The organism is Enterococcus sp. DIV0756 (assembly GCF_051710745.1).
Lineage (GTDB): Bacteria > Bacillota > Bacilli > Lactobacillales > Enterococcaceae > Enterococcus_A.
In genome coordinates, this window is the sequence record NZ_JBIOLF010000001.1 from 681586 (window position 1) to 698898 (window position 17313).

Sequence of the window (17313 nt, forward strand, 5' to 3'; positions counted from 1 at the left end):
ATTTTTAGGAGGAATTACTCATGTTATATGGAAAAGAAAATCGTGATGAAGCAGAATATTTGGAACCAATTTTTGGTTCAGAAAGTGAACAAGTTGATCTACCAAAATATAAATTGAATCAAGAATCAATCGAACCACGGATCGCGTACCAATTAGTTCAGGATGAAATGCTGGATGAAGGGAATGCTCGTTTAAATTTAGCGACATTTTGTCAAACTTATATGGAGCCAGAGGCAGTCAAATTGATGAGTCAAACGCTAGAAAAAAATGCGATTGATAAATCAGAATATCCTCGCACAACAGAAATCGAAAATCGCTGCGTGAATATGATTGCTGATCTTTGGAATGCCAGTGAGAACGAAAAATTTATGGGAACATCAACCATTGGTTTTTCGGAAGCGTGTATGCTAGGCGGCATGTCAATGAAATTTGCTTGGCGTATACGTGCGGAAAAACTAGGGTTGGATCTCAATGCGAAAAAACCGAATTTAGTCATATCATCTGGTTATCAGGTTTGCTGGGAAAAATTCTGTGTCTATTGGGATATTGAAATGCGGGAAGTGCCATTAGACCAAGAACATATGTCGATCAATCTGGATAAAGTCATGGACTATGTTGATGAATATACCATTGGAATCGTAGGGATCATGGGGATTACTTATACTGGGCGTTATGATGATATTAAAGGACTAAATGATTTAGTTGAAGAATACAATAAACAAACAGATTATAAGGTCTATATTCATGTGGATGCTGCTTCAGGTGGTTTCTACGCCCCTTTCACTGAACCTGAGTTGGTTTGGGACTTCCGATTGAAGAATGTTATTTCAATCAATTCATCTGGTCATAAATATGGATTGGTATACCCTGGTGTTGGTTGGGTTCTATGGCGTGACCAACAATATCTACCAAAAGAATTAATCTTCAAAGTCAGCTATTTAGGCGGGGAGCTGCCAACGATGGCAATCAATTTTTCTCATAGTGCTGCACAATTAATCGGTCAGTACTATAACTTTGTTCGTTATGGTTTTGATGGCTATAAGGCCATTCATGAACGTACTCACAAAGTAGCGTTGTATTTAGCCAAAGCCATTGAAGCAACCGGATTGTTTGAAATCGTCAACGATGGTTCGCAATTACCAATTGTCTGCTACAAATTAAAAGAAGATCCAACACGCGAATGGACCTTGTATGATTTGGCGGATCGTCTTTTGATGAAGGGCTGGCAAGTACCGGCATATCCACTACCTCAAAATCTGGAACAAGAAATCATTCAACGCCTCGTCATCCGAGCAGATTTTGGCATGAACATGGCGTGTGATTATGTTCAAGACATGCAAGAAGCCATTGATGCTTTGAATCAAGCACATGTGGTCTATCATAAAAAAGCAGAAATAAAAACCTATGGATTTACTCACTAAAAAAATCAGCCTGAAAGAATAAGTTTCTTTCAGGCTTTTTCATATGGACGAGCGAGTTGATTGATCTCGATACACGTTTTATCGATGGAGTTGAGTGAAGCCGGAAAAATCAACGTATTCTCACTACCTAAGTCTGTTTGATAAAGAGCAGTGTCGCATACGATGATTCGTCTCGAACAGAAGAAGGTGTCATCAACTACTTCGTTCAAGGAATTATAGATCATTGTGCTAATGAGAAAGTGATCATCAAGTAGCGCTTCTAGTTGTTTTCGGTAATATAAGAAGTTGAAGTCAGAAGCCGCAACGATGTACAATTCAATCTTTTCATCAAACGTATTTCTGGATAATAGATCAAGAGTCAAAGTCATTTTACGAATCAAATTGTCATTCCAATGAATGGTTGTTTGACAAGTCGCAGACCATGTTTCTAAAATCGAATGTACTTTTTGGTAAATCATTTGCTGGTCTTGATCGAGTAGGTAAATCAGATCTGGTTGGAAAAGCTGCATATCGCCCCAAGTCGAACGGATAAAGGGGAGGAATGCCTTTTTTAAAAGAAGTTCATTTTCAATTGAGATATTTAAGGAGGAACGTAATTCTAATAATAGATTTTCGATTTCAGGATAGCGCTGGATATGATTTTGGTAAACAACCTCAAAATCCTTTTGTAATAATTCCAAATTATTGCAAAGATAGTTTCTTGCATTGAAAAGTGAATAAATAAAAAATAGCTCCTCTTCGTTTGCACAAATTGTTGAGTTTAAGTTTTTCATCCCTTCACGCAATAATTTAAATAAGGGCGTTTGCTGTGCACAGGTCTTGTCTTTAGTAGAAAAAGCAATGGCAGCTTTTCTGGCACGGTGACTGCTGAGTTGAATCCCTAAAACAATGATCTCTCGTTCGCTTTTGGGGTAGTCGCGGGCAAAAAAATGATCTTCGACATAACCAATCAATTCTTCGGCAGCTGAAGCAATCATTTTATTGAATGGGACAGCGGAACGTTCGCCGGTATACCTAGCGATAGCCAAAAGTAAGTAGCGCAGGTCTTTTTCAGGCAGCTTAATCTCCTGCTTAGAAGAGACGTATCCGAGTTCCTTAGCGAAATCAAAAATATTTGCTCGAATCTGATAAATTTTACTCGTCGAAAGAAATTCTTTCACTGCAATCTCTGACCAGTGGGTATTACCAATTAAAAAGTCATTCAATACACGCAAAAAATCTGAGCGACGATAGATTCGTTGCGTCAATTCTAATAGTGGATAAGCTGGATCAAAAAATACTTTACAGGTATTCCTTGTTCGCTCAAACGAAATAATCTCCTGTGCAAAGGATTCTCGCAAAACATCGAGATCATTACTGATTGTAGGTGTGCAAACATTTAAACGCTCGCCCATGGTCTGCAAAGTGATTTCTTTCTTTTGATATAGCTGTTGGCAGAGATAGACTTGACGAAAAATATTTTTTTCAATATACCTTTCTAACATAAATTCCCTCCCTCATAATGACACGCATATGATTGATATTGTATACCAATTTAATCATCTTGAATATTTTCATCCGAGATAACTCGTCATTTTTTTAGATAAAGAAATAAAATAATAGAAAGTACGATTCAAAACCCGCTGTAATAATGATCTTAAAATAAATTTAAGTATTTTTATTTAAGAATGACTCTAGATAATAAAAAACCTTATGATGGCTTTAAATATAGTTAGTAGCTGATTTTTTCTCCATTACGATAACAACTGCGGCAGATTTTTTCAAATTAAAAGGAGCTTCTAGAATAATGAGATAAAATTTTAAAAAAAATTTCTTTCCAATTATGAGAGATTGGAGGGAGAAATATTTCACAAGCGTCTCTGTATTAGTCTTCTGTTTTTCACTTCACACCACCTCGGAAATTGTATACCGTTGAGCAAAAACCGCTATCAAGTAGAAACTGTAATTATCAATTACATTATCTGTTATAGTGAAAAGTGTAACAGAACCATGCTCGCAATAAGATAATTATCATTATTTTAAAAGGTTTTGCTTGATTAAGAATTCAAAAAAGCCCTTTCTTAAAACTGATTCCTTTGTTATAATCATTTTAAATTAATTTGAAACTATTTAACAAGGGAGTGCAATTATGGATACTACAACAATCGAAAAAACTGTTAAACAAACTGAAAATCCTTGGGAAGGTTTTAACGAAGGACGCTGGCAACATGAGGTAAATACGTTAGACTTTATCAAACGTAATTACACGGAATACAAAGGGGACGACAGTTTCTTAGAAGGTGCAGCGCCAAGTACAGAAAAGCTATGGAACAAATTACAAGAACTTTTCGAAGTTCAGCACAAACAAAACGGCGTATATGATATGGACAACGATATTCCAGCTACGATCACGTCTCATGAACCTGGCTATTTGATCAAAGAAGAAGAAAAAATTGTTGGTTTGCAAACTGATGTACCATTGAAGCAAGCATTTATGCCCTTTGGCGGGATCAACATGGCAAACAAAGCCTTAGAATCAAACGGCTATGAAGTAGACGATGAAATGTCCTTCATCTTCAACAAATGGCGCAAAACACACAACCAAGGTGTTTTTGATGCCTATACAGATGAAATGCGTTTAGCCCGTAAAAACAAAATCATCACAGGTCTTCCAGATGCTTATGGTCGTGGCCGCATTATCGGTGACTACCGTCGTGTCGCATTATACGGGATTGATTTCTTGATGAAAGAAAAGAAAAAAGACTGGAAAAACGTCGGCAGCAAAGTAATGACCAATGACGTAATCCAATTACGTGAAGAAGTTTCTGAACAATTCCGCGCGTTAGCTGATATGAAGGAAATGGCCGCAAGCTATGGCTACGATATTTCAAAACCAGCGAGCAACGCCCAAGAAGCGATTCAATGGCTATACTTCGGTTACCTTGCAGCAATCAAATCACAAAATGGTGCTGCAATGTCGATCGGTCGTATCTCGGCGTTCTTAGATATTTATATTCAACGTGATTTGGATCGTGGTTTGATCACTGAATTTGAAGCCCAAGAAATGATTGACCACTTGATCATGAAACTACGTATGGTGAAATTCGCTCGTACACCAGAATACAACCAATTATTCTCTGGTTACCCAATCTGGGCAACATTATCATTAGCGGGTATGAACATGGACGGTTCGTCATTAGTAACGAAGAATGATTTCCGTATCCTGCATACACTGACAAACATGGGACCTTCACCAGAACCAAACTTGACCGTTTTATATTCGTCTCATTTACCAGAAGGCTTCCGCACATATGCCGCAAAAGTTGCGAAACAAAGCTCTTCGATCCAATTAGAAAATGATGATCTATTACGTCAATACTGGGGATCTGATGATGCAGCGATTGCTTGTTGTGTATCAGCGACTGTTATCGGTAAAGATATGCAATTCTTTGGTGCTCGTGCGAACCTAGCGAAGGCTGTTCTTTACGCAATCAATGGCGGAGTTGACGAAATGACGAAGATGCAGGTTGGTCCGCGCTTCCGTCCACTAGAAGGCGACAGCATTGATTTCGATCAATTCATGGAAAGCTACAAAGATGTTCTAGACTGGTTAGCTGAATTGTATGTAAATACTTTAAATGTGATTCATTATATGCACGATAAGTATGCATATGAAGCACCGCAATTAGCATTGATGGATACTGATTTGAAACGGACCTTTGCGACCGGTATTGCAGGGATTTCTCACGCGACGGATTCATTGATGGCGATCAAACACGGAAACGTAAAAGTGATCCGTGATGAAGATGGCTTGGCAATTGACTATGTTCCGCAAAATGAATTCCCAACATACGGAAATGATAACGACGAAGCAGATGAAATGGCGAACTGGATTCTTGAGTACTTCATGACTCAAATCAAACGTCAACACACATACCGTGAGTCAACACCAACGTTGTCACTATTGACGATTACTTCAAATGTCGTTTATGGTAAGAACACTGGGAATACACCAGACGGACGTCGTGCGGGTAAACCATTGGCACCAGGCGCAAACCCAAGCTATCAAGATGGTAAGTTCTTAGGTGAGAAAAATGGCTTGTTGGCTTCATTAAACTCAACAGCGAAATTAAACTACTCTTGTGCGCAAGATGGAATCTCAGATACACAAACCATCAATCCAGGAGCATTAGGCCGGACGGATGATGAAGCAATGCAAGTGGATAACCTAAGACAAGTCTTAGATGGCTACTTCGACAAGGGTGGTTACCACTTGAACGTCAATGTCTTTGGTCGTGAGCTATTGGAAGAAATGGATAAAGATATTGATAATCCAAAATATGCGAACTTTACGATTCGTGTATCTGGTTACGCGGTCAAATTCCGTGACTTAACGCCAGAACAACGTCGTGACGTAATTTCACGTACTGATCACACAAAAATGTAAAAATAAAATTTATTTTAGTAAAAAAGAATTTTTTGAAGACCTTAACGCTCGAAAATGAGCCTTAAGGTCTTTTTTGTACCAAAAATGTTAAAAAATATTAATAATTATGATTTTGAAATAAAAAATTAGCTATTTGCTTTATAATATCTATAATTATGGGGTAGTGGGTGATGATATGTGAAGGAGTATGAAAGTCGATGGGTGGTACGAATTGTTGGTATTGTTGCGGGGGCAATGATCTTTTTTCTGCTTGTCTATGCCTATTTTGGTTCACATTTCTATTTTGGATCGGTGGTAGCCAATGTGGAGGTTGGCGGATTATCCGTGCAGGCAGCTGAAGAAAAGCTTCAGCAAGAGACCAAACAAGTAGAAATCAAGCTAAAGGGTGAGCACCAAACGATCAAATTGCAAGTCGCTTCCCCTTATAAGATCCAAAAAGATTATCTAAAGAAAAACCTTCGTCGAGGGGAATTTAGTCTACCGTTAAAAAAAGATGCGGAGGAACGATTGGCTGACGCTATTAATAGGGCTTCTTTTTTGGGTGGGAAAGAAGCACAAAATGCCAAGGTGGTTTATACGAATCAACAATTTGAGATCAAGCCTGAAAAAAGTGGTACGGTGGTAGATTCGGCGCGACTTCGCAAAGAGCTTTGTGAAGCACTTGATGAGGGACGTCTGCAAACAGAGTATGATTTAGCAGATTATTATCGAGCACCAGAAATCACGACAGAAGATTTAGCTCACAAAAAAATTTCACAAAATTTAGAGGAAGTTAAAAAACGCAAGATCAAGCTAAAGCTGAACAAAAAAACGATCCCTCTTACAGAGGAATTGCTAGCGGCTTCTGTCGATGATCAAGGAAATTTTGATCATGAATTAATTACCACGTGGGTAGCAGATTTGGAGCGAGAGTATTCAACCATCTACAAATCAGTAGACTTTACCAATGTTCATGGACAGCATCTGCGCTTCAAAAATGTAGGGAATTATGGCTGGTTTATTGATATTAAACAATCGGCTAAAAAAATTACTGAAAAACTGAACGAGCCAGAGACAAAAACCATACAGCTTGTTCTTCGAGGCGATACCAAAAAGCAACCGCTTCACGTCACAAAAGACTATGTAGAAGTCGATTTAGACAACCAAAAAATGTATTGCTTTGATAATGGAAAGCTGGTGGTGGAAACGGATGTGATCACTGGACGCTACAACAAGGGAACAGCGACTGTTCCTGGTTTTCATACCATTATGGATAAACGACGAAATGTTGATTTGAGCGGTGTTTTAACAAATGGGGACGGGACATACAACGTACCAGTGGATTATTGGATGCCGCTACTGAGTTACGGGCAGACGATTACCGAGATAGGGCTTCACGATACAGATCACAAGCTTCAATATTTCGGCCAGCCGGGGGCCTTTAAAACCGATCTAGGAAGCTACGGATGCATAAACACACCTAAATCTGAAGTAGCAAAGATTTATGATTATAGTTATATTGGAATGCCTGTTTTTATTTATGGGCATATCTATGATGATGCACCAGGTGAATGGGATAAACCTGTAGAATATGGAACAGAAATCTAAAACAGCCAATCAGAATATTTTCTGATTGGCTGTTTTCGTATGTGTTGTCTGATTTATGACTCAGTTAATCATGAGAATAAGACCGTCTGATCTTTAAAAAATAATATTGTCTTTAATCAATTCGATGTTTTTGATAAATATTTTATGGTCAAGCATCTTGATAGCGCCACAGGTTTTTAATTGATGCATGATACGGCTGACACTGCTGGCAGCATTAATGCCACAGAAGTGGGCGATCTCTTCGTTAGTTACGACAAAATCGATCAGCACACCATCCTGAAACTCTACCCCGAATTTATCATAAAGATCATAAATTTGGCTGCAAACAGCCCCAAATTTCCCATTCATTAACATTTGTTGGGTTCTCTTCATCGATTTCATGAGCCGTTCGCGGTAATAGTTTTTGACATAGATTTGAAGTTCACGATTTTGATTGATGTCTTTCCAAAACTCCACGCGATCGATTTGATAAAGCTCAGCTTTTTCGGACTCTACCCGAATATTAAAAGGGGCATCGATAAATTGAGAATATTCGTCCTTTAACAATGACACTACTTCGAGATCGTTGATGTATTCCAAGTTGAATTCACGGCCATCTCTGGAAACGACACTCGTTTTAATGACGCCGCTTTTTAAAATGTACACATGATGGTCTTGGATACCTTCGTAGAGTAGGTATTTTTTGTATTCTTTACTGACGATCGGAAATTTCTTTTGTTCTAAGTAGTTTGTTAAAGCTGTATTATCCAATTTTTCTTTATTCCTTCCATGTTTTGCTGAAATTTTTATTGTCATTTTATCACAAGTAGGCGCTTTGTTTGATCAAAAAGCTATTAACATTTGTTAATGTCTTTTTATGTAAAAATAAATCTGCAACTTTTTTTAGTATGAAAGATGATTTCCTGCCTTCTTCTCAATTCGTATAATCAGTCAGGTAAGGCGATCAACTTGAAGCAAGATCAGAAAATTGGAAAGAGGAGTGGTTATTCATGAAAAAATGGACAAGCGCAATGATCGAACGATTGGAATCAGCGTACAAGGTGCGGTTTGAAAAGGAAGCGGTATTGGTTTTTTTAAATGATGCCTATCAAAACGCGTTGATGCTGAGAAGAGACTATTCGTTCGAAAATGACGAAAGTCTGGAAGCTTTTTTAGCTGCTTTTGACTATACGAGAGATTTGTTTATTAGCCAAGCAGTGGATCGATACCCATCAAACTATAATAAAGTTGCAGAAAAAATCTCCACTTTAAAAACGTTAAATGAGCGTATCGCATAATAATGAGAGTAGGTAATGAAAATTAAGGAAGAAAAATTATTCAACAAAGGGTTTATCACTATTACAATCATCAATTTTGTCGTCTTTTTAGTCTATTACTGTTTTGTCGTGATTACAGCGAAATATGCGACACAAAGTTTAGGTGCAACGACTGCTGAAGCAGGTTTTGCAGTGGGTATTTATATTATTGGTACGTTGCTTGCACGCTTATATATTGGAAAGAAACTAGAATTATTTGGTCGGCGAGCCGTTTTACGATATGGTGCATTATTTTATTTACTTACCACTGCGGCGTATTTGATCAGTAATGACATCTTGGTCTTAGATGGTGTCCGTTTCTTAAATGGTTTTGGTTACGGTGCGGTATCTACAGCAGCGAATGCGATCGTTACCGCCTATATCCCAGAAGCAAAATATGGCGAAGGGATTAATTATTATGGGTTGAGCACTAGTTTAGCGGCAGCAATCGGTCCATTTATCGGCTTACTTCTATTACCCTTGGTCGGGTTCAAAGCAATCATTCTTCTTGCGGTCTTTCTAGCATTCGTCACCATGCTCGCTTGTTTCAAATTTAAGGTAGAGAATATTGAATTAACAGAAGAGCATCTTGCAAGAATCAACACGTTTAGTTTAGAAAGCTTCATCGAATTTAAGGTCTTATTTATTGCAGGGATCGCCTTTTTGATTGGGATTGCTTACTCGAGTGTACTGGGCTTTTTATCGATTTATGCCGATCAATTACATTTAGTGACAGCTGGCGCCTTTTTCTTTGTGGTCTATGCGTTGGTGGTGACTTTAACCAGACCGATGTCAGGAAAGATTTTTGATAAGCATGGGGAAAACTCCGTCATGTATCCAAGTTTCATTTGTTTAACGATTGGCTTGATTCTTTTAGCCTTCACAGGTAACGCAATTGTCTTATTAATTGCTGGCGCCTTTGTTGGCTTGGGTTATGGTACGTTTATGGCAAATGGACAAGCTGTGACTTTAAAATTAGTTGAAAGTGCGCGGATTGGTGTCGCCTTATCAACCTACTTTATTGGACTTGATTTAGGATTAGGGGTTGGTCCTTATCTATTAGGTGCGATTAAAGGAATTCTTGGTACGTATCAACATATTTATATTTTCTGCGCAGTCATTCCACTAGTCGTAGCTATTTTATATATGCTTTTTTATCATCCAAATCAATCAGCGGATGCTTGAAACAATCTAAAAAGAGGCGGTACCAATTTTATCGGTATCGCCTCTTTTTAGATTGTTTCAAGTTAAACCCTATTCAGTTTTTCATGGATCAATTCTGTTAAATCATAATTTTCATTTAGTTTCGCATAATAATCTGCCTGCTTTAACAATTCGATTTTTTTGCTAATGTCCTCTTGGATGATCGCTTTTTCGTAAAACAGTTCTTCCAAACCAGTAGTCACGTTCACCTCTAAGAGCGTTTCGATCCCTTCATCACAAAGAGCATCCGCTTTTTTCTGATCCCCACGCTCAGCATAGAAGCAGGCTGCTTGATAATAAGATGGTCCTAATTTTAATTGAGTATTCATTTTTTCCTCCAATTGTTCAGCGCGTTCAAAATAAATACGGGCACGCTTTTTTTCTTCGTTTACTTGATAACAGGTAGCTAATCCTTTAAGTACTAACAGTTCATACCGTTTTTCATCTCGGAAAAAGGTATAAGCTCGTTGAAAATAATGTACCGCTTTTTTGGTGTCATGCGTTTCAAAAAGATGGGCATACGCGCGAAAATACATTAAGTGACCAACGATACGGGCGTTTTCATAAGAAATCATTTTTCCATAAGTGTCTAACAAAAACAAAATACTGGAAAACTCTTGACGTAGATGTAAACAACGAATGATATTCAACAAGGAGGCTTCCGATAAAAGAATTTTGTCAGGAAAAACGTGATGATAGGGAATTTTTAATTTCATACAGAGATCAATGATCACCTCCAAAATACCTTTGTTTTTGACTTCAATCTGTTCTAAATCGATTGGAGAACAAATGGTACTCAAGGCTTCTGATGATATACCAACTTTTTTGCGTTTTTGTCTGATGATATACCCCTTCACTTTCATGATTGACCTCCTATGAATAACGCTTCTATATTAATTCTAAAGCCTTTATTAGAAAACTGCAATAATAATATTTTAAAAAACCCATTTTTTTAAATTATTTTCCGATAAATTGAATGGATTGTTTATTTTATCTTTGTTATATCAATTATTTAGAGCGAAATGATTGAAAGATTATTAGACTATAATACATAAGTGGCGAACCGAGAAGTGAAAAACGAAAGAGCGCTTGCGTTTCAAAGCAAATATGATAAACTGTTAAAATACTATGAAAAGGAAGAGTGATTGTGATGAGAAAAATGAATGTTGCAATTGTCGGCGCTACTGGCGCAGTAGGAACACAAATGATTAAACTATTAGAAAATAGCACGTTGCCAATTGGCACTGTGAAATTCTTAGCTTCAAAGCGCTCCGCAGGGAAGCAACTTTCATTTAAAGGCGAAACTCAAACGATTGAGGAATTAGTTCCAGAATCATTTGAGAATGTTGATCTCGCTTTATTCTCAGCAGGTGGAGGTATTTCTGCAAAATTTGCACCTGAAGCAGTCAAACGTGGAGCAGTTGTTGTCGATAATACGAGTCACTTCCGGATGGATCCCGAAGTTCCTTTGGTTGTTCCTGAGGTTAATCCTGAAGCTTTACGCAGTCACAAAGGGATTATTGCGAACCCTAATTGTTCAACGATCCAAATGATGGTGGCTTTAGAGCCAATTCGCCAGGCTTTTGGGCTAAAACGAGTGCTGGTTTCAACCTATCAAGCAGTATCAGGCGCAGGGAACCAAGCAATGGAAGAATTGAAACAACAAACACGGGACTTTCTAGATGAAAAGCCGGTGGATGAATGGCAAGCGAACATTTTACCATGTGGGGGAGACAAGAAACATTACCCATTGGCCTTTAATGCTTTGCCGCAAATTGATGTGTTTACGGATGCTGGATATACCAATGAAGAATGGAAAATGATCAACGAGACGAAAAAGATCATGGAGGACGATTCGATTAAGGTTTCGGCAACCTGTGTACGTATTCCGGTTATGAGCGGGCATTCTGAATCTGTCTATATTGAAACGGAGAAAACAGCGACAGTCGCTGAGATCCAAGAAGTCATCGCTAACGCCCCAGGTGCTGTATTGGAGGATGAGCCAAGTCAGCAGATTTATCCGCAAGCCCTAAACTGTGTTGGCAAAAAGGAAACCTTTGTCGGACGTATCCGTAAAGATCCAGATGAGGAAAAGGGTGTCCATCTGTGGGTAGTTTCAGATAACCTGTTAAAGGGTGCGGCGTGGAACTCACTTCAAATTGCCGAGACGATGTATGAAATGGGACTTTTAAAGTAAATAGTTAATTTTTCAGACCTGTGACGTTTGGTGTCGCAGGTCTTTTTTTGACTTCAAAGGAAGGATTAAATTTTACAAGTCGGTTTGAAGGCAAATCAACGAAAATGGCAGTATTCAGGAGTAAGAACTGCTTACACGTGACGTACGATGAATATCCTCACTTGCGATACATGGAGCAGTATCATAAGTGAGGATATGTTCGGCTAAAAATTTTTTAGATGAAGTTAACACAATCAATATGTTGGTACATTTGTTTAGAAAACGAAACGACTTTTATTTATTTGCCAAGCGCTCTTTTAAATTTATTTCCTTTCCATGTTTCCGAAGATCATAAAACTCTCCGATCGCAGTGAAAAATAAATCGTTTGATGAGTTAACTGCTGTCTCAACAGAATCTTGAACAACACCAATAATAAAACCAACGCCAACGACCTGCATAGCAATGTCATTAGAAATTCCGAAAAGGCTGCAGGCTAATGGGATTAATAGTAATGATCCGCCAGCAATCCCTGAAGCGCCACAGGCAGATAACGCCGATAATACACATAAGATTAACGTCAAACTAAAAGGCACGTCTATTCCTAAAGTATGGACAGCCGTTAGGGTCATGATCGATATAGTAATTGCGGCACCTCCCATATTAATAGTTGCACCTAGTGGTAAAGAAATAGAATACGATTCCTTAGTTAACCCTAGGCGTTTTGCTAGCATCATATTGATTGGGATATTTGCTGCTGAACTTCGAGTGAAAAACGCTGGAATCGCACTTTCTTTTAAACAGAACCAAACGAGGGGATACGGATTTTGTTTAATTAGTACAAAGGCTACTATAGGATAAACAACTAAATCCACGATCAGCATAGTTCCTACCAAAAGGAGTAGAAGACGCCCGTATTGCATCAATCCAGCAAGACCAGTTGAAGAAACCGAATCAAAGACGAGACCAGCAATACCAAGTGGTGCCATAGCAATAATTAACTGAACGACGCCCGTAATTGCTAGAGAAAACTCATCAATAACTTCCTTAACAGAATTTTTTCGTGTACGTAAGGCAAAACCAATTAAAGCTGCCCAAAATAGGACGCCTAAATAATTTCCTTCAATCATTGCCTGCAATGGATTTTGAACAATATTATTCAAAATGGTCGTCAATACATCAATTAGCGCTTTTGGTGCTTCTTGAGAACCTGAAACTTCTTGTAAAGAAATCGTTAGCGGAAAAATATAACTAGCTAATACGGCAATTGTTGCAGCTAACAAGGTAGTAAATAGATACAAAGAAATAATAGGTTTAATATAAGTTTGAGTTGTTGATTGATGCTTCGAAACAGATGACATGATTAATACAAATACTAGTAGTGGTGCTACCGCTTTTAAAGCCCCGACAAATAGGCTCCCAAAAATTGCAATGAAGCTCCATTGAGGAAGAAATACTCCTAATAAGCCACCGAGGATAATACCTATAACAATTCGTTTAATTAACGAAAGTTGCTTAAAAAAATCTAACAAAACAAGAATCTCCTTTTCTATTTTTAATTATTTTAGCATTATATAACAACTAAAGTTTAATCGAAATACAAGGTACCTGCAACTGTTTCTTTTAGTTCCAGATCATAATTAAACGGCGATTCAATAAGTAGTATCAGCGGAAATAAGGCGACACGGAACACTTATTAGTCAGCTCCTTTCAGCTAATTCATTCAGCTAAACTCTCCCTATTTTTGGAAAAACATGTATAATAGCTAATGAGTATAGGCACAGACCGTACTGATTACGGGGTCTGAGTAAGCTAATATATAGATAAAGAAACTAGAGAGGTGGATATTTTGAGTACAGTCAAAATAATTCCCTTCAGCGGAGTACGTGAAAATGGTAAAAACATGTATGCAGTTGAAGTGGATAACGATATTTTTGTCCTCGATTGCGGACTAAAGTATCCAGAAAATGAACTATTAGGAATTGATGTCGTGATTCCTGATTTTACCTATTTAATTGAAAATGCCGAACGCGTAGCCGGGGTTTTCTTGACCCATGGTCATGCGGATGCGATTGGTGCGTTGCCTTATTTGGTATCTGAGGTAGCAGTGCCAGTTTTCGGAACGGAATTGACGATCGAGTTGGCAAAATTAAATGTCAATCAAAATGAAGAAAGCAAAGGCTTTAAAGATTTTCACGTCATTGACGAGCATACGGAGATTGATTTTGGAACAGCGATCATTAGTTTTTTCCGGACCACTCATACGATTCCGGATTCTGTCGGTATCAGCTTGAAAACAGACGAAGGCAGTATCGTCTACACAGGAGATTTCAAATTTGATCCAACAGCAATTCCTATGTATGCGACGAACTACCCTCGTTTAGCTGAGATTGGTTCAGAGGGAGTTTTAGCATTATTGAGTTCTTCGTCAAATGCGGAAAATCCGATCCAAGTAGCTTCAGAACGTGAAATCGCTAGTGAAGTCTATGACACCATCAATGAATGGGACGGACGGATTATCGTAGCTTGTGTTGCCAGCAATTTGCAGCGGGTTCAACAAATCTTGAACGCAGCAGAAAAAGCTGGACGTAAGGTGGTATTGACTGGTCAAGATTTAGACCGCATCATTAAGACGGCAATGCGCTTGAATAAATTAGAAGTACCAGAAGATATTCTAGTGACAATTAAGGAAATGAAGAAATACCAACCAGAAGAATTGATCATTCTAGAAACAGGACGCATGGGTGAGCCGATTAAGTCATTGCAAAAGATGGCGAATCGCTCACATCGCAATTTGAAGATTGAAGACGGGGATTTAGTGTATATCACGACTACTCCAACAATCGCGATGGAAACGACCGTTGCAAAAACGGAAGATATGATCTATCGTGCTGGTGGGATCGTCAAGAGCATTTCTGAGAACTTACGAGTTTCTGGTCATGCCAATCCTCGTGATTTGCAAATGATGATGAATTTCATGTCACCAAAGTATTTTATTCCAGTTCAAGGGGAATATCGTCAATTGGCTACTCATGCAAGTTTAGCGAATGAGCTGGGCATTCCCTTCAAGGATATTTTCATTACTGGTCGCGGTGATGTCTTGGAATACAAAAATAAACATATGAGTGCAGCTGGCAGTGTACCCGCAGACAATATCATGATTGATGGAATCGGCGTCGGTGATATTGGGAACATCGTTTTACGTGATCGCAAAGTGTTATCAGATGACGGAATTTTTGTAGTTGTGGTAACGATTGATCGTAAACTGAAAAAAATTGTTTCTGCGCCGCAAATCACTTCACGAGGGTTCGTCTATATCAAAGCGAGCCGTGACTTGATCAAAGAAAGTGCTGAAACCACCAGTGAAATCGTCGAAAAACATCTGCATTCCGATGACTTTGAATGGAGCAAATTGAAGCAAGATATTCGAGATCAATTAAGTCGTTACTTGTTTGAACAGACAAAACGTCGTCCTGTGATCTTACCTGTTATCATGGAAGCCAATCAGCGTCGAGGGCGTCGCAAATAGTCAAATCTGCAAATTCTCCAATCAATTGTTGATTGGAGAATTTTTTTAACATTAAAGGGAGTATAACATTTTAAGCGGTCAAAGGATTGATACATCAATCTTTTGACCGCTTTTCATCTGGTCTTTTTCCTATTAAACTAGAGACATGAAACCCAATATTTTACACGCCATTTTCTTTGATGAATATCAGAACTGGGAGAAGTTCAATCAAAGGTACACGAGAAGGATTCGATCCGTTGTGAAAAGAGAAGTGAAGAAGTTTCGCGATTGTGGCGACCTTAAAAAAGGTTACCGCCTATTTGTCTGTGAAGGATGCCATGATGTAAAGAAAGTTGCTTTTCGCTGTAAAGGGAAATTTTGTCCAACTTGTGCAACAGGGGAAAGTCAACGGTGGGCAGAGGTTGCGGCGAATGATCTGTTTACAGTGACACATCGGCACGTCATCTTCACGATCGATGAAGGTTTACGTGAGATTTTTCTGAAGGAGAAGTATCGTAGGGAGCTTTTAAAAGGATTAATGGACGAAGCTGCACGGATACTATTAGATTTTTTTAGAAAACACCATATACAAGCTGGGGTTGTGGCAACACTCCACACCTTCGGTTCTCAGCTAGAATACAATCCGCATGTTCATTTAGTCGTCACCATGGGTGGACTGACGAAGGATGGAAAATGGAAGGACTATGACTATTTTCCGTTCGCAATGTTGAGGAAATATTGGCAGAATGCGGTCCTAAAGCTTATTCGAAGAACCTTATCCCAATGGGATAAGGCACGAGTCCAGCCGCTTTTACAAGCGGCGTACACGAAAAATGCAGAGGGCTTTTACGTGCATGCACCCAAAAGGAGCCGAACTTCTCTCAAAAAAATATTAGAATATATCAGTCGTTATATGAAACGTGGTCCCATTGCTTTAAATCGTATCCTTTTGTACGATGGGAAAATAGTGATGTTTCAGTATCACGATAAACGAACTAACACGGATAAGATAAAGACGATGTCGGCAGAGGAATTTATTGGTGCACTGATTCGTCATATTCCAGAGAACCAGTTCAAAACAATTCGTAGATACGGCATTTATAGTCGGCGGATCAAGACAATCATGAAAAAAGTAGTAAGTAATTACCAGAAAGAGATTCAACGAATGCTTGTGAATGTGAAGAAAGCACTTAAACCAAAATCATGGTGTGAACGAATAGCCGAAGAATTCGGAGTAAATCCATTGGAATGTACTAGATGTGGCGAATATTATGAATTTAGTGGAGTTAGTGTGTCTAAAAATGGACGACTTGTAGTGAAATATGCGAAGAATAAAGAATCGGAACGATTCATGCGAGAGGAGAATAAAAAAATTGGGGAAGAAGCATCGAAACGTAAGTATGAAAAAGAAAAAGAAGCAGCTTTTAAAAGCCTTCGATTCCAATGGAGTGGTTCATTACATTTGTCTTGAATGTGGGATAAAGGAAAAAATTCCAAAGGAAGTGGTTCAATTTTTGGATGCAGGAGATGTTGCATTTGATCCTGAGAACGCTCCGCAATTTGATTGCGAAAAATGCGGTGGAGAGATGTATCCAGAATATTATAAGAACGTACTTGGATACGAATTTAGAATCAGTGATCGACAATAAAATGATTCATCTAAACAAAAAGTCCTCAGGAGCGGTTTTCTCCTGAGGTT

At 38.5% G+C, this 17313-nt stretch carries 13 protein-coding genes; 9 read left to right on the forward strand and 4 right to left on the reverse strand.

Features of this window, described 5'->3' with window-relative positions; genetic code table 11:
- Positions 1-20: 20 nt before the first annotated feature.
- A complete protein-coding gene (locus tag IGI44_RS03240; RefSeq protein WP_438786374.1) occupies positions 21-1421 on the forward strand; it encodes a glutamate decarboxylase in 1401 nt (466 codons plus the stop codon).
- A 29-nt stretch (positions 1422-1450) separates the two neighbouring features.
- Here the strand turns inward: IGI44_RS03240 and IGI44_RS03245 are convergent, their stop codons facing one another.
- The gene (locus IGI44_RS03245) at positions 1451-2905 is read right to left on the reverse strand and encodes a helix-turn-helix domain-containing protein (protein ID WP_438786375.1); all 1455 of its coding nucleotides are present in this window, start codon (positions 2903-2905) and stop codon (positions 1451-1453) included.
- Positions 2906-3549: 644 nt separating this feature from the next.
- On the opposite strand from IGI44_RS03245, the gene pflB reads away from it, so the two are divergent.
- Positions 3550-5847, forward strand: coding sequence for a formate C-acetyltransferase (gene pflB, locus IGI44_RS03250; RefSeq protein ID WP_438786377.1), 2298 nt, complete (start codon positions 3550-3552; stop codon positions 5845-5847).
- A gap of 177 nt (positions 5848-6024) precedes the next feature.
- Positions 6025-7434: a L,D-transpeptidase family protein gene (locus tag IGI44_RS03255; RefSeq protein WP_438786379.1), complete on the forward strand. Its 1410-nt coding sequence runs from the start codon at positions 6025-6027 to the stop codon at positions 7432-7434.
- Positions 7435-7527: 93 nt separating this feature from the next.
- Here the strand turns inward: IGI44_RS03255 and IGI44_RS03260 are convergent, their stop codons facing one another.
- Positions 7528-8184: a Crp/Fnr family transcriptional regulator gene (locus IGI44_RS03260; protein WP_438786381.1), complete on the reverse strand. Its 657-nt coding sequence runs from the start codon at positions 8182-8184 to the stop codon at positions 7528-7530.
- Between the two features lie 239 nt (positions 8185-8423).
- Here IGI44_RS03260 and IGI44_RS03265 point away from each other — a divergent pair, with 239 nt between their 5' ends.
- A complete protein-coding gene (locus IGI44_RS03265) occupies positions 8424-8711 on the forward strand; it encodes a hypothetical protein (protein WP_438786382.1) in 288 nt (95 codons plus the stop codon).
- A gap of 15 nt (positions 8712-8726) precedes the next feature.
- Positions 8727-9914, forward strand: a complete 1188-nt coding sequence (locus IGI44_RS03270) for an MFS transporter (RefSeq protein ID WP_438786384.1) — start codon at positions 8727-8729, stop codon at positions 9912-9914.
- Between the two features lie 62 nt (positions 9915-9976).
- Here the strand turns inward: IGI44_RS03270 and IGI44_RS03275 are convergent, their stop codons facing one another.
- The gene (locus tag IGI44_RS03275; protein ID WP_438786386.1) at positions 9977-10795 is read right to left on the reverse strand and encodes a hypothetical protein; all 819 of its coding nucleotides are present in this window, start codon (positions 10793-10795) and stop codon (positions 9977-9979) included.
- A 287-nt stretch (positions 10796-11082) separates the two neighbouring features.
- On the opposite strand from IGI44_RS03275, the gene IGI44_RS03280 reads away from it, so the two are divergent.
- Positions 11083-12129, forward strand: a complete 1047-nt coding sequence (locus tag IGI44_RS03280; protein ID WP_438788905.1) for an aspartate-semialdehyde dehydrogenase — start codon at positions 11083-11085, stop codon at positions 12127-12129.
- 273 nt (positions 12130-12402) lie between these two features.
- Here the strand turns inward: IGI44_RS03280 and sstT are convergent, their stop codons facing one another.
- Entirely contained in the window at positions 12403-13638 is a 1236-nt protein-coding gene (gene sstT, locus IGI44_RS03285; RefSeq protein ID WP_438786387.1) for a serine/threonine transporter SstT, read from the reverse strand.
- A gap of 317 nt (positions 13639-13955) precedes the next feature.
- Here sstT and IGI44_RS03290 point away from each other — a divergent pair, with 317 nt between their 5' ends.
- From IGI44_RS03290 to IGI44_RS03300, 3 genes are all read left to right on the forward strand, one after another.
- Positions 13956-15635, forward strand: coding sequence for a ribonuclease J (locus IGI44_RS03290; RefSeq protein ID WP_438786389.1), 1680 nt, complete (start codon positions 13956-13958; stop codon positions 15633-15635).
- 145 nt (positions 15636-15780) lie between these two features.
- A complete protein-coding gene (locus IGI44_RS03295) occupies positions 15781-17085 on the forward strand; it encodes an IS91 family transposase (RefSeq protein ID WP_438785899.1) in 1305 nt (434 codons plus the stop codon).
- 43 nt (positions 17086-17128) lie between these two features.
- Positions 17129-17263, forward strand: coding sequence for a hypothetical protein (locus IGI44_RS03300; RefSeq protein ID WP_002302374.1), 135 nt, complete (start codon positions 17129-17131; stop codon positions 17261-17263).
- Positions 17264-17313 lie beyond the last annotated feature (50 nt).